This is a genomic window from Paraburkholderia megapolitana, from assembly GCF_007556815.1.
In the GTDB taxonomy this organism is placed as follows: domain Bacteria; phylum Pseudomonadota; class Gammaproteobacteria; order Burkholderiales; family Burkholderiaceae; genus Paraburkholderia; species Paraburkholderia megapolitana.
This window is the reverse complement of sequence record NZ_CP041745.1, coordinates 236,133-254,443: the sequence shown is the minus strand read 5'-3', so window position 1 is coordinate 254,443 and position 18,311 is coordinate 236,133. Positions and strand designations below refer to the sequence as shown.

The 18,311-nt window shown below is 61.5% G+C and carries 9 protein-coding genes; 4 read left to right on the top strand and 5 right to left on the bottom strand.

Going from position 1 to position 18,311, the window contains the following annotated elements; genetic code table 11:
• Positions 1–17: 17 nt before the first annotated feature.
• Positions 18–305, top strand: coding sequence for a DUF1488 family protein (locus tag FNZ07_RS14465; RefSeq protein WP_091009070.1), 288 nt, complete (start codon positions 18–20; stop codon positions 303–305).
• 32 nt (positions 306–337) lie between these two features.
• Here FNZ07_RS14465 and FNZ07_RS14460 read toward each other — a convergent pair whose 3' ends face one another.
• The 4 genes from FNZ07_RS14460 to FNZ07_RS14445 all read right to left on the bottom strand — a co-directional run bounded on the left by FNZ07_RS14460 (position 338) and on the right by FNZ07_RS14445 (position 12,236).
• Positions 338–877 (bottom strand): hypothetical protein, encoded by a 540-nt coding sequence (locus tag FNZ07_RS14460; RefSeq protein ID WP_143098028.1) that lies wholly within the window; start codon positions 875–877, stop codon positions 338–340.
• Positions 849–9,455 (bottom strand): GH36-type glycosyl hydrolase domain-containing protein, encoded by an 8,607-nt coding sequence (locus tag FNZ07_RS14455; protein ID WP_091009064.1) that lies wholly within the window; start codon positions 9,453–9,455, stop codon positions 849–851. Before FNZ07_RS14455 ends, FNZ07_RS14460 begins: the two co-directional genes overlap by 29 nt.
• Before the next feature lie 843 nt (positions 9,456–10,298).
• On the bottom strand, positions 10,299–11,318 hold the full coding sequence (locus FNZ07_RS14450; protein WP_091009061.1) for an NADP-dependent oxidoreductase: 1,020 nt from the start codon (positions 11,316–11,318) through the stop codon (positions 10,299–10,301).
• 114 nt (positions 11,319–11,432) lie between these two features.
• Positions 11,433–12,236: an endo alpha-1,4 polygalactosaminidase gene (locus FNZ07_RS14445; protein WP_170275771.1), complete on the bottom strand. Its 804-nt coding sequence runs from the start codon at positions 12,234–12,236 to the stop codon at positions 11,433–11,435.
• Positions 12,237–12,582: 346 nt separating this feature from the next.
• Between FNZ07_RS14445 and FNZ07_RS14440 the strand changes: the two genes are divergently transcribed.
• Positions 12,583–13,503 (top strand): alpha/beta fold hydrolase, encoded by a 921-nt coding sequence (locus FNZ07_RS14440; RefSeq protein ID WP_091010866.1) that lies wholly within the window; start codon positions 12,583–12,585, stop codon positions 13,501–13,503.
• A gap of 61 nt (positions 13,504–13,564) precedes the next feature.
• Here the strand turns inward: FNZ07_RS14440 and FNZ07_RS14435 are convergent, their stop codons facing one another.
• On the bottom strand, positions 13,565–14,629 hold the full coding sequence (locus tag FNZ07_RS14435) for an NAD-dependent epimerase/dehydratase family protein (protein WP_091010865.1): 1,065 nt from the start codon (positions 14,627–14,629) through the stop codon (positions 13,565–13,567).
• Between the two features lie 72 nt (positions 14,630–14,701).
• Here FNZ07_RS14435 and FNZ07_RS14430 point away from each other — a divergent pair, with 72 nt between their 5' ends.
• Together FNZ07_RS14430 and FNZ07_RS14420 are read left to right on the top strand one after the other, a co-directional pair.
• A complete protein-coding gene (locus tag FNZ07_RS14430) occupies positions 14,702–15,109 on the top strand; it encodes a winged helix-turn-helix transcriptional regulator (RefSeq protein WP_091009056.1) in 408 nt (135 codons plus the stop codon).
• Positions 15,110–15,746: 637 nt separating this feature from the next.
• Positions 15,747–18,209, top strand: a complete 2,463-nt coding sequence (locus FNZ07_RS14420; protein ID WP_091009053.1) for a phosphocholine-specific phospholipase C — start codon at positions 15,747–15,749, stop codon at positions 18,207–18,209.
• The last annotated feature ends 102 nt before the right edge of the window (positions 18,210–18,311 follow it).

Sequence of the window (18,311 nt, the reverse complement as noted above, 5' to 3'; positions counted from 1 at the left end):
GATTCGAAAGCGAGTAAATGGCGTTATTCAGTTCCGTCAACGAAAGCCTGATCGTGGCGCTCGAATTCCCCAATCCCAGCCGTAGTTACGATGCCTCCAGGCATTGCGTATGTTTCTGGGGGTATGACAACTCGCGTGAAATCACCTTCCAGGTCGACGATGCGATGCTGAGGAACCTGCAACCTGACGCGGGCTCCGACGAGCGATCGATACTCGGTGCATTCGACCAGTTTCGTGAAAAACTCCTCGAAATCGCGAGGAAGCGGTATGTGAGCGGCCCGCAGAACCGGTATTCGCTGTCCTAGACGCAAGCTGCGTGTTGGCGGTTTTTGTGCCATCAAGCCTCAAAGCGCTCCCATTTGAAGCGTTCGCTCATCACATGCACCACCAGGCTATCAATCGGCATTGAGTCGACCGAGCCGCACCACGCGGCTGGATACGCCTGTTGCAACTTCCCTGCCGCATGTAAAGCCGCCCAGACCTCGTGGGTGATGCACGCTTTTCGCCGCAACGCTTCGCCGGCGTACAGGCGCTTGACGTCACATCCGTAGCGCACGAGTCCTTCGCCGTCCGCGTAGGTTTCTCGCATCGTCAGACGGCGCACCGGTTGTCCGGCCTCATGGCATGCCTTGCCAGCGGTTTGCTCCCAGTGTTGATTTCGCGAGAACCAGAGTATGGGTTCGTCGGTCGACTCATTTCCAATGCGGCCTGGGACCAGCATTCCGCTCGCGGTGATGGACCGCAATTTCCGGCCCGTTGTGTAGTGCCACGCCAACATTGTTTTCCCTGATTCAAAAACTCCGGCGCCGGACGGCTCGTCCAGCGCCTCGATAGGCGTACGTCGATCGTCACACAACCTGTTCGCCATGATCGACATCTTCGTTCGCTGCAAGGCACAGCGAAATCAGGAGCGTGTGCGAACCGGCGTCCAGCGGCACCCGCACACATCCGCCCTCGCAATCGACGCTTGCGCCGTCGAGTACCGCACGCATCACACGGTGCCCAGCCGTGGAGTCGACGCGAATGTCGTACCGTGTCGAGCGCACATTCACTGTCGCTGCAAATCCGGGCCACGTGTCCGGAATACAAGGATCGATGACGAGGACATCGCCCTCGCGACGAATGCCCAGAATGCCTTCGACGCCCGCGCGATACATCCATCCCGCAGACCCCGTGTACCAGGTCCAGCCACCGCGCCCGACATGCGGTGCTACGGAATAAACATCGGCGGCAACGACATAAGGTTCGACCTTGTAGCGCTCGACTTCTACCGCCGTGCGTGCGTGATTGACAGGATTGACCAGTGCAAACAGCGCGGCGGCCTTGTTGCCATCGCGTAGCTTTGCAAACGCGAGGATCGCCCACATCGCCGCGTGGCTATACTGCCCGCCGTTTTCACGCAGTCCCGGTGGATACCCCTTGATATAGCCGGGATCGTGCGCGGTTCTATCGAATGGCGGTTTGAACAGCAACGCAAGCCCGTCGTCGCGACGGATCAAATGCTTTTCCAGCGAGTCCATCGCCAGCGCCGCACGCACCGGATCGGCTGCGCCCGACAGCACCGCCCACGATTGCGCGATCGAATCGATCTGACACTCCTCGCTTTGCTGCGAACCGAGCCACGTGCCATCGTCGAACGTCGCGCGGCGATACCACTCGCCGTCCCATGCATCGCGTTCCAATGCCTTGCGCACCGACACCGCATGCGTGCGCCAACGCCGGGCACGCGCGATAGACACGGCATCGCGCGACTCGGCCAGTGGCGCGAACAGCTCGATGGTGCGCAACAGTAGCCACGCAAGCCACACGCTCTCTCCTTTGCCGTTCGCACCGACGCGATTCATCCCGTCGTTCCAGTCGCCGGTGCCCATCAACGGCAGACCATGTGCGCCGGTGAGCTCGATGCATTGATCGAGTCCACGCGCGCAATGTTCGAACAGCGATGCGGATTCGTCCGCGACCAATGGCTGAAAAAATGCGTCATGCTCGCCCGGTTGTAGCTGCGGCCCATCGAGGAACGGCACACGTTCATCGAGAATCGCAACGTCGCCGGCGCAGCCAACATAGGTCGCCGTTGCGTAGGCGAGCCACACGCGGTCATCGGAGATCCGTGTGCGCACGCCTTGTCCCGACTGCGGCAGCCACCAATGCTGAAAATCACCTTCGACGAACTGCCGCGCCGCGGTGCGCAGCAAATGCCGCCGTGTCTCGTCCGGCTGCACGTGCGTCAATGCCATGCCGTCCTGCAACTGATCGCGAAACCCATATGCGCCGCTCGCCTGATAGAACGCCGAGCGCGCCCAGATACGGCACGCAAGCGTCTGATACAGCAGCCAGCCGTTTAGCATCAGGTCCATCGCGCGGTCGGGGGTCTTCACCTGGACGGCGCCGAGCACGCTCTGCCAGTGGTTCGTCACCTCAACGAGGACCGCATCGAGATCGGCCTTGCGATAACGCGCGATCAACGCACGCACCGCTTCGACGGATGCGCATTGCCCAACGAACGACACCACTTCGATAGCCTCACCCACCCCCAGTTCGATCACGCCCTGCAACGCCGCGCACGGATCGAGGCCTGCACCGGTCGCACCGGATAGCGGTGTCTTGCCGGTCAGCGCAGCGGGCGCAGACGTGCGACCGTTGCGGCCGAGAAACTCGCTGCGATCCGCGGTCCATGCAGTCTGCGCTCCACCAAGATCGGCAAACGCGACGCGCCCCGCGAACCCGGTGCTCCACGGATTGCGCGCCAGCATCGCGCCGGTAGCGGAGTCGATCTCCGTCACGATGAACGGCCCCGACGCGCCGCGTGACGTACCGAGCACCCATTCCAGCCATGCCGTCACGGACAGTCGGCGCGGCGTGCCCGACAGATTGCGCAAGGTCAGCCGGGAAATCTTCAGCGGGTCGGCAAGTGGTACGTATTGCAGCAAGTCGAGCGCGATGCCATTGGCCTCGTGTTCGAAGCGGCTGTAGCCGTGCCCATGACGCGCGATGTAGGTTCCACTGTCACGGATCGGCAGCGCGGTCGCGCTCCACACCTCGCCGGTCGCTTCGTCGCGTACATAGAGGGCTTCGCCCGCGGGATCTTCGACCGGATCGTTCGACCACGGCGTGAGCTGGTTCTCACGGCTGTTTTCAGCCCATATGTAACCGCTGCCTTCTGCGGCGACCTGAAAACCGAAACCGGGATTGGCAATCACATTGATCCACGGTGCGGGCGTCGTTGCGCCTGCCGCAAGCACCGTCACATATTCCCGACCGTCTTTATCGAAACCGCCAAGACCGTTGAAAAACTCGAGCTTCGCTGGAACCGGCGAGGGCACGCGTGGCTGACGAATCGGCGCGGGCCATAGCGACGACATCGGCGGCTTCTGCCGGCGCAACGCCGACGGCTTGCCCTGCGATTGCGGCAAGCGCGCGAGCTGATCGGCAATGGACCCACGACGCGCGACCAGCGCGACACGCGCAACCGATTGCAGCAACGCGCGCGCCTCGACGCTCATCAAATCGGCGCGCAGCGTATACACCGCTCCTTGCGCGAGTTCTTCGCCGAAGTGTGGCCGCGACTGGCTACTGCGCACCGCTGTTTCGATTGCGCCCTGCAACTCCTGGATGTACGAAGACGCGCGCTCGTTGACGATCACGAGATCGACACCGAGCCGCTTCATGCGCCAATACTCGTGGGCCCGCAACAGTTGCCGAACCTGCGCGATATCTTCGACGTCGTCGATACGCAGCAGCACGATCGGCAGGTCGCCGGAAATCGCGTGCGGCCACAATCCCGACTGCGCACCGGCCCCGCGAACGATCGTGTCAGACGGCGCCCTGAAACGCGCGTCGGCGTAAATGAGCGGTGCGGCGAGGCGCTGGAAATCGGCCGCCTCTTCGGCTTCGACATCGAGATGTCGCAACTGCACCTGCGCTTGCGTCCATGCGAGCGTTTTAGCGCGACCGAATGCGTTACGGTCGTGGTGCTTGTCGATCATATCGAGCAGCTGCGCCCGCGACTCGGCCACCACGGTCCAGAACGTGACGCGCGCGACCTTGCCCGGTGGCACCAGTACGCGATACCTGAGCGCAAACACCGGATCGAGTACGGTGCCAACGCTGTTGGTGAGCGGCCGATCGCCGAGAATCGCGTCCGCCGTACCCGCGTTGCGGCCACGCCCCAGAAAACGCGCGCGATCCGATTCATATTGCGGATCGGCCGCGATCTCACCGTCGACAACCGCGAAATGCGCGGCCCACATCTGCTTTTCGTCATGCGAACGCGGGCGACGTGTTGCCACTAGCGCACCGAATTCGGCGAGGTACTCGGTCTGAACGAACATCCGCGAGAAAGCAGGATGCGCGTTGTCGGCCGCGGACGTCGCCAGCACGATTTCGGCGTAGGAAGTCAGCTCGATCTCGCGTACCCGGCGTCCGCTGTTCGCGAGCGACACACGGCGCACTTCGCCATCTGCTTCACCGGAAACCAGTACATCCATCGTGGTGGTTAGCGAGCCGTCGCGGCGCACAAATTCAGCGTGATCTTCGCCGAACACGACTTCTTCATATTCCGCTTCGCTGTCCACTGGCTGTGCGCCCGCCGACCACACCTGGCCGCTGCGCGCATCTCGCAGGAAGATGAACGAGCCCCAGTCGTCGCGGGTCGCGTCTTCGCGCCAGCGCGTGACGGCCGTATCGCGCCAGCGGCTGTAGCCGGCTCCCGTTGCCGTTAGCATCACAGCGTAGCGGCCATTCGACAGCAAGTGCGTCACCGGTGCGCCATCCGCCTCGGCAGGTGCGACGATGCGCCGGACCGTCGGCGGCACGGCGCCCGCTTCAACCGCGGATGTGTTCACCTCCTCGGCACGCGGTTGCGCAACGGCGACATTGCGCGGCATGCGCTCCTGCAACAGCAACTCGCTCGCCTGGATCATCGGTTCGCGATGGAAACGCGCGCGCATCTGCGCGTCGAGTAGCGTGTTCGCGATCGAGACGATCGTCATGCCCTGATGATGTGCCATGAAATTGCGCACGATCGCCACGGTCTCGTTATCGGGTAGCCGCGAACGCGTGAAATCGAGTGCTTCGTAAAAGCCGTAGCGCCCCAGCGCGCCTAGCGCGGCAAGTTGCGCATAGTTCTGCCGCGCAGCCTGTGGATCGACCATCGCTGCGAGCCCCGTTGCATACGGCGCGATCACGAGATTTTCCGAAAGACCACGCTTGAGACCCAGACCCGGCACGCCGAAATTCGAGTACTGGTAGGTGAATTCCATGTCGCGGGCGTTGTAAGCCGACTCCGAAATTCCCCAAGGAATACCGAGCGACCGCCCATACGACGCCTGCCGCTCCACTACCAGACGGCTCGTCTGTTCGAGCAGGCTGCCGACCGGCGCACGCATCACGAGCGACGGCATCAGGTATTCGAACATCGATCCCGACCACGAGATCAGCGCCGAGCCGTTGCCAACCGGCGTCGCAGAGCGACCGAGCCGGAACCAGTGGCGCGTCGTGACGTCGCCCTTCGCGATGGCAAACAGGCTCGCGAGCCGTGCTTCGGAAGCCAGCAGGTCATAGCAATTGGGATCGAGGCTGTTGTCGGACTGCGAATAGCCGATCGACAGCAGCTTGCGTTCCGGATCGAGCAGAAATGCGAAGTCCATGCCGAGCGCCATGGCACGCGACGCGTCGGCAAGCGACTTCAAACGCGCTTGCAAAAGCTCGGGTGCATCGGTGCATTGTTGCCGGTCGCGACCATGCTCGACAGTGCTCTTTCTCAATGCATCGATCCAGAACATGAGATCGGTGGCACTGTCGTCGACGCCGGTCGGCACAATTTCGCGCGCGGCTTTCGCGGCTTTCTCCGTCAAACGGGACAGCGACGGCGACAGCGCTTCGAGCGTCTGTGGCCCCTGCAACTGCGCTTCGATTTCGTCGAAGCTCGCCGTAATCTGCTTGCCGCGCTCGCCGCTTGCGGCCAGCAGCGCATCGACGGCTTCGCGCGCGAGTTGCAGGTTGTCCATCATCCCTGCCCGCGCAGCCGGCGCGAGCAGCGCGTTCAGCCACTCTTCGCAGGCATTGGCGAGGACGATTAAATGACCCGCCAGATTGCCGCTATCTACCGACGAAACATACGCAGGCGCCAATGCCTTGAGATCCAGCGTCCCGTACCAGTTATAGAAATGCCCCCTGAAACGCGAGAGTTTCTCCATCGATGCGAGCGCCGCTTCGAGGCGCTCGACGGTTTCGGTCGTACCCGACCAGCCGAAATCGCGTGCGGCAACCGCCGATAGAAGATAAAGACCGAGATTGGTGGGCGAGGTCCGATGAGCGACCACGGGCTTGGGATCTTCCTGAAAATTATCGGGCGGCAGCATGTTCTCAGCCGGCGTGACAAAAGTCTCGAAGAAGCGCCATGTGCGTCGCGCAATCAGACGCAGATCGCGCGTGTCCGGGTCCGACATCGCGAAGTGCCTCGCGATGCCCGGCGAGCGGCTCGTCCACAACGCCAGCGCCGGTGCGGCAAGCCATAGCACTGCAAACGGCAACACAAGCGGCCAATGCGACGGCACGAGCACGAGTGCCCCAGCCGACAGCGCAAGCCCGAGCACGACGCCAGCCGTCATCTGCCGATAAAAGCCACGCAGATCGAGGCGCGGACTGCCGCTCGACTGCGCAGCCGTCGTCCATTCGAGCAGACGGCGATGCGTCACGAACAGCCGCGTCAATGTCCGTACGATCGCGTCACCCATGCGCCGCGCGTGGTCGGCGAGGAACACGACCGACAGAAAAGTTTGCAACGTGGCAAGCCGTACATCGGCGGCCAGCACGCGAACGTGATTGCCCAGACGGATGCCGGTACGTCGCGGCACGATCGCAAAGAGCGTCGGCAGGAAGGCGGGAATCGCCAGCGCGCCTAGCACCAGCAGCGCGCCCATCATCGCGGCGCGAACCGGCATCAGCCAGCACAGTGCGAGCGCGGCGATCATCGACGGCGCGAGTAACGAACGACGCAAATTGTCGAGCATTTTCAGGCGACCGATCGTCGGCATGGCATGCCGGTCCCGACCGCGATGCCCGACGATCCATGGCAACAACTGCCAGTCGCCACGCGTCCAGCGATGCTGCCGCTTGGTGGTCACGTCATAACGCGACGGCACTTCCTCGACTACCTCGACATCCGATGCGAGGCCGGCGCGCGCAAAAACGCCTTCGAACAGATCGTGACTAAGCAGCGCGTTCTCTGGAACGCGGTCACGCAAAGCGGCTTCGAATGCGTCGACATCGTAGATGCCCTTGCCGGTGAACGAACCTTCACCGAACAGATCCTGATAAACGTCGGACACGGCTGCCGCGTACGGGTCCATCCCGCCCGGGCCGGAGAAGACGCGCTGATACAGCGAACCTTCCTGCCCGACCGGCAGCGATGGCGTAACACGCGGCTGGAGAATCGCGTATCCATCGACCACACGTTGTTCGGCCTCACTGAATTTCGGCCGGTTCAGCGGATGGGCCATCTTGCCGATCAGGCGCAATGCCGCGTCTCGTGGCAGACGCGTATCGGCGTCGAGCGTGATCACATAACGCACGCCCGACGGCACCTGCGGTGCTCGACCGGCGATCGGCTGGAAGGTTGTATCGGTTGCACCACGCAGCAAACGATTCAGTTCGTGCAGTTTGCCGCGCTTGCGCTCCCAGCCCATCCATGTGTTCTCGCTCGCGTTGAAGACGCGGCGACGGTGTAGCAGCAGAAAACGCGCGCCGTTCGGGCCTGGCTCGTAACGGCGGTTCAATGCGTCGATCGCGTCGGCAGCGACGGCCAGCAGATGTGCGTCGCCGGCTACCTCTTCCTGATCCGCATCGAGGCCGTCTGCCAGCAACGCAAACGACAGGTCCCCGCCCGCACCGGCGAGATGATGCACCTCCAGGCGCTCGATCTGCTCACGCAGGTCGGCTTCGCTCGTCAGCAGCGTCGGCACTGCGACCAGCGTGCGCAGCGACGACGGCACGCCTGCTGCCAGTTCAAGACCTGGCAACGTGATCGCGCCAAAACTCCACGTGATCGTGCGGTTGATCAGCGCAGTCGCGATCTCAGTGGCAGGCAGAAATCCGCACAGGGCAAACAGCAAAAACACATCGACATGGAGACCTCGCGGTGCAACCGAGCCGAGCCCCCACAACACCAGCGCCAGCAAGGTCGTGGCGAGCGTGAGAATCTCGCCGACATAACCGCCGGCGCCAAGGCGGACATTGAATCGCGTGATACGCAAACGTGGCGTCGGACGGAACCCGATCGCCTGTTCGAGCGCGCCACGGCCCTCGGCGATCAGGTGGTAGCCGGGATCGCTGGCTCGCTCCGTATGCACGGCATCGTCTGTTGCGCCGGCGGCCGCTTGCGCTGAGTGCAGCGCAAGATCGGCGACTTCGAGTTCGGTGAGGCGTGAACCACGCGCCAGTTGTTCGATCGCGCTGCGATACAGATTGCGGGTCGGAAAATCCATCGCACCGAAGGCACTGCCGGCACGCAAGCGGGCGTCGACCAGACTCACGCTCTCGAGCAGGTCCGCCCAGTCGATGTCGGAAATCAACCGCATGCTGGTAATCACATTGCGCACGGTGACGTTCGACGCGCCCTGACGCTGCTGCGCGTGCCGCACGACTTCATCGACGCTGGCGCCCTGGAGCCTGAGCCGCTCTTCCAGCCAACCGAGCGCGGGAGTGGTTCGCGGATCCTGGTCGCGCAACCGTTTAGCGAGTTGCGCGGCGAACAGTTCCGAGAGCAGGCCAGACGAACGCGTGGAAATGTCCGCTTCGAGCGCCGAGCGCGCGCTGCCCGATTCGAGCAGACGATCGGTAAGCGCGTCAGCGTCCGCGCGTGCGCTGCGACCAACCGTAATCTGATCGGTCAGACGACGCAGGTTTTCGATCAGGACGATGCGCAATGTGATCGCAACGGCCCACAACTCACCGATCGTCAGCGGCTGGACCCGTTGATACGCGTCGATGAAACGCCGCAGGATCTGCGGATCCAGATGGCTGTCGGTATGGGCGACGAAGGCCCACGCGAGGCCGAACACGCGTGGATAGCCGGCGAACGGGCCGGCGGCGAGCTTGGGCAACTGCCGGTAGTAACCGTGCGGCAGGTCGTCGCGGATTTCGCGGATCTGTTCCTCGACGAGGTGATAGTTGTCGAGCAGCCATTCGGCGGCGGGCACGACGCCGCGGCCGCTCTCGAGTTCTGCGGCGCTTGCGCGGTAGGCCGCGAGCAGGACGGCGCTGTTGTCGTTAAGCCGCGTGTGCAGCGACAGCACGACGGGAGGGTTCTTCGTCACGGGTTGCGCGGCAGCGAGACTCTGCGCGTGTTGCTCGAGCCGCTCGACGCCGAACAGTTCCTCTCGCACCGGTGCGGTGTCGGTCCACGGCGGCAACACAAAGCGACGCCGCGTGACGTAACGCAGCAGCGCGTTCACAGACGCCTTTGTTGCGACGTTCGCGCTAGCGGCGGATTGAACACGTCGGGCGTCGTCACGGCGCCGCTGTACTCGCCGTACTGTTCATTGGAGTCGGACATGATCGGTTCTTCCTTCGCAGCGGCCGGCTTACGTGTGGTGTGTCGCGTAAGTGGGCGCCCGCGGGCTGGGGTGGGTCCGACGAATGCGGAGGTATCACGCAACTCTGTCAGGACAAGAGAGCAGGCACGCACGGCTTCTGCCGGCGTGTTCAGCCATGACGCGATGCAGCCGCTGACGCAGTTGCGGATCGCCAGTGCATCGAAACATCGCGCTGGGACGATGTGGATAGCGGAGGGTGTCGGTACACCATCACGCGCTAACTGTTAGCGGTCGTCAGGCGGTGTACGAAAACGGCGGATCAGTCTTGATCGGCCCGATGCTGCAACAAGGAGAGGCAAGGGCACTGGTGTAGCCCTGTCCCTGTCAATGCGGTTTCCAGCGAAACATCCGGAGATGGGATAGCGCAGAAAGGGCACGGATCTGTGCCCAATTTCTGCTATTTCTTCCTGGCCGGTGCGCTGGTTGCAGCGCCTTTCCCTGTGGTTGCCGGGGACACGGCCACCACAGGAGAGATCGCCTTCTTGGGTTGTTTAGGCTTCTTAGCCTCGCGATTTCCGCGCGTCGCGCTCTTTGCCAATGTGATTCTCCTGAATTGCCGGTCGCGAAAGCGACAGCCCTATCGCGCAGTCTGGGCGCTTCTGGCGTTACTGTCGCGATTTATATTTTTGGTGCCAGTGGGGTGTTTTCAGGAGGACGCCAATCAAACGGGGCGCGATGGGGTCGCAGGTCGTGCGCTCCCGGTCACACCCTGACCAGCAGCTTCCCTAGGTTCTTCCCTTCGAACAGGCTGTTCAGCGCGTTCGGCAACGCATCAAAACCGTCGACATACGTTTCCTGATAAACGATCTCGCCGTTCTTCACCCACGGCGCGACGGTCTGCAGCATTTCATCCATCCGGTGCGTGAAGTCGCGCGCCAGAATGCCCTGGATCGTCGCGCGTTGAAACAGCATGTGCTGCAGGAATCGCGGTGCGAGATCCGGCGTGTCGAGACCGCCGTCGTATTGCGCGATCGCGCCGCAGATCACGATCCGCGCGCGACGCTTGATGAGTGGAATCACTGCGTCGGTGATCATGCCGCCGACATTGTCGAAGTAGACGTCGACGCCGCCGGTAGCGGCTTGCAAGGCCGACTGCAAACCTTCGAGTGTCGGATGCGCGCGGTAATCGACTGCACCGTCGAGCTTCAACGTGTCGGTCAGAAACGCGCACTTCTGCGCACCACCGGCAATGCCGATCACCTTGCAGCCGGCTCGCTTGCCGAACTGCGCGACCAGCGAACCGACCGCGCCCGCCGCACCGGACACGACCAGTGTGTCGCCGGGACGCGGCTTGCCCGCTTCCATCAAACCGAACCACGCAGTCCGTCCGGGCATGCCGAGCACGCCGAGCGCGGTCGAAACCGGCGCTTCGTCGGGATTCAGGCGGGTTAGCTCGCTGTGATGACACCGAGCGTACAACTGCCAGCCGCTATACGCCGACACCCAGTCGCCTTGCTTGAAAAGCGGGCTAGCCGACGCGACCACTTCGCCGACCACGCCCGCACGTTGCACGATGCCAAGCGGATGCGGCACATCGTAGGTATTGCGCTCGTGCTGCTGAATCCGGATGTACGGGTCCACGCTGACAATGCGCGCGCGGATCAACACTTCGTTCGACGACAAACTGGCGTCGATCTCGCTTTCGCGTAACTCGTAATGCTCGTCGCCGACACGTCCTTCGGGGCGTTTGACGTAAAACCACTGACGATTCTGGTAACTCATAGGAAGCTCGCTGCTGTCGTAGGCAATCAGCGATCTTACCAGTGACGTGCATGTGAGTTGAGTCGAATCCCGATAGTTGAACCGGGGCCCGCGCGGCCCCGGTGACTCACGCGCTTACTCGAACCGGCACGCCGAGCGCGGTAAAGCCGCAAGCGTATCGCTCGACAACTTCAGGATGCCGTCGAAATTGGCCTTGTTATCCGCAGGACAGAAGTCGGCCAGTTTCATGTGATCCGGCCGTGTGTACTCGACGTTGAACACGGCCTTGTTCAGCGCGATGAAGCTCGCATAGCCGCCGCATACATGGTCATGATTGCACTGCTCGTTGAGCGCCCAGTCGGCGACTTTCGCCATCGCGGTCGCGATGTTCGGCCCGTTCTTCAATCCCATCGACATGCCGCGATCGTGCGCGGCGTTGATCAGTGCCGTGTTGTAGTTGAGTTGATCTTCGAGTGTGATCGGGAAACTCGTGTCCTCGGCGTACGAGTCGTCCAGATCGGGTTCCACGCCGTCGCAACCCTTGGCCTTCGCGCGATCGAGACGTGCCAGCATGATCGGCATGAGGATCGCGGTCTGCCGGATATCGAGCCAGCGTTCCGTATCTTCGTAGCCGTCGACCGGATTACCGAGCACGCCTGGGGGAAACTGGCCCGCATCGTTACGATACTTTTCCCAGCCACCTACCTCCATATAGCAGACGACATAAATACCCTTTGCCTTCAGACGCGCGATCGTCTGCGCATCGGTTTGCTCCATGTCGACGTCGTACATCTTGCGAGGATTCTTGACGCCATCGAGGATGGTCTCATTGATCGTATTGCCGTCGAGCTGCCATTGCCAGCTCGTGCCCGGAACCAGTGGCTTCCAGCTGGCGCTCTGCTGCGCGGACTCTTTGAGCGCCTTCGCAGATGCGCTCAAGGAGTCCGAACCCGAGCCCCCTCCACATGCGGCGAGCATAAGAACCAATGCGAATGAACACAGCGATTTTCCGTACATGACAGATCCTTTGTTCTAGCGGGTTTGTCGGTGTGAATCTGGAATGCAAGAGTGCAGAAAAATTGTAGCGAGGGCTCGCAGTTTCACTGTCCCGTTTTGTCGACTTTTGTCCTGGAAGGTGGGCGTTACCTTCGTCACGCCATCGCTGCGCCGTCGTCACGATGTGTAGTTGCAATATAAAACTCACTCTGCTATAAAACGCACTAGTTGCAACATGCAACATGTATCACTGGCTGGACTTAGCCGCTTCTTCGAGAAGGGTCATTTCATGACGCAATCCAACGATACGTTTGACGGCACGTTTCCGTACGCGCCGCGCTTTACCGACGCGCCTGGTTTCCACATGTATTACGTCGACGAAGGTCCCACCGACGGCCAGGTCGTCCTGTGTCTGCACGGCGAACCGACATGGGGTTATCTGTACCGGGACCTGATTGCGACGCTCAAGGGCAGCTATCGCGTCATCGCACCCGATCACATGGGATTCGGCAAGAGCGAGACGCCGCAAGACCGCACCTACTGGCTGCGGGACCACATCGATAATCTCGAGCGTTTCGTGCTGGCACTGGACCTGCGCGCGATCACGCTGGTCCTGCACGACTTCGGTGGAGCGGTGGGGATGGGTCTCGCAGCGCGGCATCCGGACCGTATCCAACGCATCATCAGCACCAACGGACCCACGCCATTTGGGCAAGCCACGCTGATCGACCGCCTGACCGCGAATGCCGAGATCTCGCCATGGTTTAGCTGGATCTTGAAAGCGGAGCCTGAAGGACGTCTCGAAGCGGTACTCGGCGAACTCGGCTTCAACATTCTGAGTACGCTAAAAATTAACGGCTTCGAGAACCACGCGCTGATCAACGACACCTGGTTGCGCGCTTACGGTTCCCGTTTCGCTACACCCGCCGACTGCGCGGGTGCGATCGGCTGGGCCAAGGGCTTTGCGATCGGCGCACACCGTTTCGAGGTACCAGATGCGGCAGCTCTACGTGCAATTCAATCGAGGCCCGCACTCGCGATCTGGGGGATGGCCGATCGCACGTTGCATGCGGAGCACTTTCTTCCATTGTTTAGCGGGGTGTTTCCGCAGGCGGAGATACATCGGTTAGCTGGGGTGGGGCACTACTGTCACGACGATGCGCCTGAAGCAATCTCCGGGCACATCGCACGCTTCCTGCAGCAAACCTGATGCCGGTTAACCCGTTCGTGCCGGCATAGCGTGCTTGACACACACGTTGATGCATCCGGCACTACACAGTGATCGACTCAAGTGCGCTTCCCGGCACAAGGCCCGAATGAATCAGGCTCTTCGCACAGTCCAGCACGGCGACAGACGGCGGCCGCGGATGCCAGTCGAGCAACGCAGCCGCTTGCGCCGTGCTGAAACGCGGCCGTCTACCGATCATCGGCACCATGAAACGTGCGTCAGCCTGAAACAATGCTGCGATACGCAATACGAGGTTTGGCAGCCTGCGCGAGGTCACTTTCGCCGCATCGTCACCGAGGTTCTCGCGCAATAGCCTGGCAATCTCGGCAAGCCACAGAAAGTCGCTGGACGCCAGAAATCGCTGACCGGCAGCTTGCGGTGCAAGCATCGCCTCGATATGAAGCTCGACGAGATCGCGGACATCGACGATGTTAAATCCGACATCAGGTACGGCGGGGACCTTACCTGCGAGCAGGCGCGCTACCACGCCTACAGAACCGGAGATGCTGCGCTTCATAACCGGCCCCATGATCATGCCTGGAAGGATTGTGGTCAGTGTCGTCGCACCATTCGATTGCCGAATGAACTCCCACGCCGCGCGCTCCGCCAGCGTCTTGGACCTGGCGTAATCGCTCACACCTTTGCCGTTGACGTCGGTCCATACTGCCTCGTTGGACTCGGGTTCATCCTTGTCGGCCCGCGTAGTCAGTGCAGCCGCCAGCGACGAAGTCACGACCACCCGCTTCACACCGGCTGCGACAGATGCCCTCAGAACACGAAGCGTGCCGTCTCTGGCGGGCCCCAGGAGATCTGTACCTTTGGGTTCCCCTTCACCCATGGGCGACGCAACATTTACGACGAAGTCGCAGCCGGATACCGCGTCGGCCCACCCCTTGTCGGCCGAAAGATCCGCGACGCAGAATGTCAGATCATCTCCGGAAACACCCTGGCTCGTCACCGCGGCGCGCACGCTGGCTTCACGCGCGATATCGCGCACTGTCGTTCGTACCTTGAAACCGCGCTTGAGAAGACCCACGATCATCCAGCCGCCGACATAGCCCGATCCGCCCGTCACCAGAACAACGCCCTCTTTGACCTCGGTGTTCACATCCAGTCCTCTGATAAACAAGTGGACTTCGATAGTATGGGCACTGTTGCGATGCCACAAGGAGGCACTTTTATGCGCTCAAGTCACCTTAAGGTTCCCAAAGCCTGTTCTGCTGCTGTGCCTGAGACACTCGCCATCGATGTGTGTGAAGCCGTAAGCGACGTCTTTGCGCGGGTCGGCGATAAATGGTCGCTTCTGGTGATCCACGTCCTTTCCAGTGGAACCATGAGGTCCAGCGAATTGAAGCGCAGTCTGGGTCCCATTTCGCAGAAGGTGCTAACGGCAACGCTCAGAGGATTGGAGCGCGACGGCTATGTCTCACGAAGCGTGACGCCTAGCGTGCCGGCGCGAGTGGACTACGAGTTGACTGCGATGGGGCATGAGGTACTCGCGCCTGTGACTGCGCTTGCGACATGGGCGATGTCCCATCGTCCGCAGGTTAAAGCCGCCCGGGCACAGTTCGATATTGAATACGCCTAGATAATTTCGAACACCGGCCGATCGCAGCACCAAAGAAATCGGCACGTCGCATTCCGTCAAGATGATGGCGGATTTACGCTGCACAACATTCAACCAGCATCTAAAACTTAACTGTCATACAGATTGCGGATACTTGTGCGATCGGTTTTGCACACGGGCGTCCCTGCTTGACCTGCCTTTCTGCTTCCGAAAAATTCATCAGAACCCGCGGCGTGTATTTTCCGGAAGGCTAGGCGGGTCTTCGAGTTTGATCTCACAGGGAGGAGCATGACAAAAAATAGCAAAGCAGCATCGTGCCTGATCGCAGCCCTGCTATGCGGCTCACTAGGCGCGTGCGGCGGTGGGGACTCAAGCATTGCGGCGACTAACCATTCGACGTCTTCTACGACGTCGTCAACTGGCAGCAACGGCGCCTCTCCTCCCGCATCGCCAACCTCGGGCAATACAACAACTCATCCAACGGCCGCGGCCGGCACCAGCACATCCACTGCGTCGGCGCCCGTCTGGCACTGCGCAGCAGCCTCCTGTTCATAACGACAGCGCCGTACCGTTCGGTGTTCCGTCCGTGTGCTTTAAGCACACACGCGTATTGATCAAGTTCGTGTGTCCGGATTCCGATCCGCGCTAAAGAGAGATCATGCTAAAAAAAACCTCGTCCCGACGTCAGTTTCTGCTCGATGCCCTCAAGCTTGCAGGGGCCTCCGCCACAGCCACCGTGTTGCCGGAAAGCATTCTCAGAGCGCAATCGATACCCGCCGCCGGCCCTACCGGCACGATCCAGGACGTCAAGCACGTCGTAATCCTGATGCAGGAGAACCGCTCGTTCGATCATTACCTCGGTAACGTGCCCGGGGTTCGCGGTTTCGGCGATCCTCGTCCGGTGGTGTTGCCAAGCGGTTATCCCGCCTGGTACCAGACGTCGTCATCGTCGTATGTGTTGCCGTTCAGGCCGGGTTCGTCGTCGAGTACCTCGAACGCCGACATCTACTATGCCGATCTCGCTCACGACTGGACCTCGACACACAGCGCATGGAATAAAGGCTGGTACGACAGCTGGGTGAGTGCGAAGGGCTCGTCGACGATGGCGTACTTCACGAACCAGGACATCCCGTACTACTACGCACTCGCGCAAACCTTCACGGTATGCGACAGCTACCATTGTTCGATGCTCGGACCGACCGACCCGAACCGTATCTATCTCTGGACCGGTTGCTGCGGCAATGTCTCAGGCTCGTCGCCCCACACCGATAACAGCACCTCGGGATACAACTGGAAGACACTGCCCGAGCGCCTCAATAAAGCGGGCATTAGCTGGAAGGTCTATCAGGACAAAGGGCAAGGGCTCGGCGCAAACAGCGGTGTCGGCGAGTATGCGACGGGGACGTCGAGCGACCTGTGGTGGAACGGCAATTACGGCGACAACCCGTTGCTGAACTTCACGCAGTATCAGAACCTCGGCGCAACCGATCCACTTTCCCCCGCATTCAACGGCACACAGATCGATCCGACCGGCCAAGGCAAAGAGTACGATACCGGGCTCTTTACACAACTCCAGAGCGACGTAGCGAACAACACCCTGCCGCAGGTCTCGTGGATCGTCGCACCATATGCGTATTGCGAGCATCCATCGTGGGCGGCAAGCGGTGGCGAGTGGTACGTCAACAACGTGTTGAATGCGTTGACGTCGAATCCCGCGGTCTGGGCGAGTACCGTCTTCCTGATCACCTACGACGAGAACGACGGACTGTTCGATCACGTTCCGCCGCCGGTGCCGCCTACATCAACGAACGGCAAATCCAACGTCAGCACCGCCGCTGAGTTCTATAGCAGCAGCGGAACCGCCTCGGATGGCTCGCTGTCGGGCGATCAGCCTTTTGGTCTCGGACCGCGCGTTCCGATGATCGTCGTGTCGCCGTGGTCGAAGGGCGGCAACATCAATTCGGAGGTGCTCGACCATACCTCGATCATCCGTTTCATCGAAGCGCGATTCAGTACCGCGACGTCGCCGCTGCAAGAGACGAACATCACACCATGGCGGCGCGCGGTCTGCGGCGACCTGACGTCGGCGTTCAATTTCGCTGCAGCCGATTCGTCGGCATTGTCGATTACAGCTGCTGCTAGCAACATGAATCCGAGCGGGCCGGTGGTGGGCGCCTACCCACCGAGCACACAGACGATGCCGGCTCAACCGGTCAACCGTCGTCCTGCGTGTCGACTGCCTTATGAGTTCTTCGTAGCGGGCCTGGTCAATAGAGCGGCGAAAGGGCTGTCGCTGACATTCACCAACACGGGAACCGCGGGGACGAGTCTGCAGGTTAGAGCAGGCAACTCGAGCACTGCGCCGAGGCCATACACGATCGCCGCGTCGGCCGGCCAGTGTGCCGCTCTCCAGGACACGTTGCCGTTGAACAGCGACGGTAGCTACGACTTTTCGATCTCGGGACCCAACGGCTTTTTGCAGGAATTTCGCGGCAGTATCGGCTCGGCGGGAACATCGGGCTCGCTTGTCGAGATCGCGTTGTGCTACGACGTCCAGAACGGCAACGTCCGCATCACGCTCGACAACACCCGAGGCACGCAGCCGGCCACGTTTCAGCTCACCGACAACGCGTATGGAAAGAATGCCTACACCTCGACTACCGTCGCCGCGGGCGCAACCAGCGACGTAACGTGGCTAGGCGACGCCGGTTGGTACGACGCAAGTATTCGCGTTCCCGACGATGCGAATTTTTTCCGGCGTGTTGCGGGCTGCGTGCAACAGCTTTCGGGAACGCTCTACACCGACTCGGCTATCGGGAACACCAGTCAGTTCGTTCCCGCACTTGCCATGCAGGGTTCGACCTACGCCACATTGCGCTTCGACTATGTGGCGCCGCCGTGGCTGCATAGCCCGAAGAACTGGGTCGGCGTGTACTCGAAGGGCGTAAAACCCGGCGCGTCTGCATCGCTGGCGTGGGTGTATGCGCCCAAGGGCGTTGGTTCGGTGATGCTGGCAAGCCGCAGCGGCAACACGGCGCTCCCGTCCGGGCAGTATGACGTGTGGTACCTGTTCGACGATGGGTACAAGGCGTTGCTCGGACCGATATCGCTGAGCATCTAGCGTAGCGTAGCGGAAGGAATCGGCAAAGCAGCCGGCTATGAAGCCGGCGCTATCGCAAACGAGTCCGCATGAAACGAAGCGCCCATCGTTGCGTATTCAAGG

Coding starts and splice junctions, on each gene's coding strand:
- FNZ07_RS14420 (WP_091009053.1), top strand. CDS start 15,747: ATGCTAAAAAAAACCTCGTCCCGACGTCAGTTTCTGCTCGATGCCCTC.
- FNZ07_RS14430 (WP_091009056.1), top strand. CDS start 14,702: ATGCGCTCAAGTCACCTTAAGGTTCCCAAAGCCTGTTCTGCTGCTGTG.
- FNZ07_RS14440 (WP_091010866.1), top strand. CDS start 12,583: ATGACGCAATCCAACGATACGTTTGACGGCACGTTTCCGTACGCGCCG.
- FNZ07_RS14450 (WP_091009061.1), bottom strand. CDS start 11,318: ATGAGTTACCAGAATCGTCAGTGGTTTTACGTCAAACGCCCCGAAGGA.
- FNZ07_RS14465 (WP_091009070.1), top strand. CDS start 18: ATGGCGTTATTCAGTTCCGTCAACGAAAGCCTGATCGTGGCGCTCGAA.
- FNZ07_RS14460 (WP_143098028.1), bottom strand. CDS start 877: ATGTCGATCATGGCGAACAGGTTGTGTGACGATCGACGTACGCCTATC.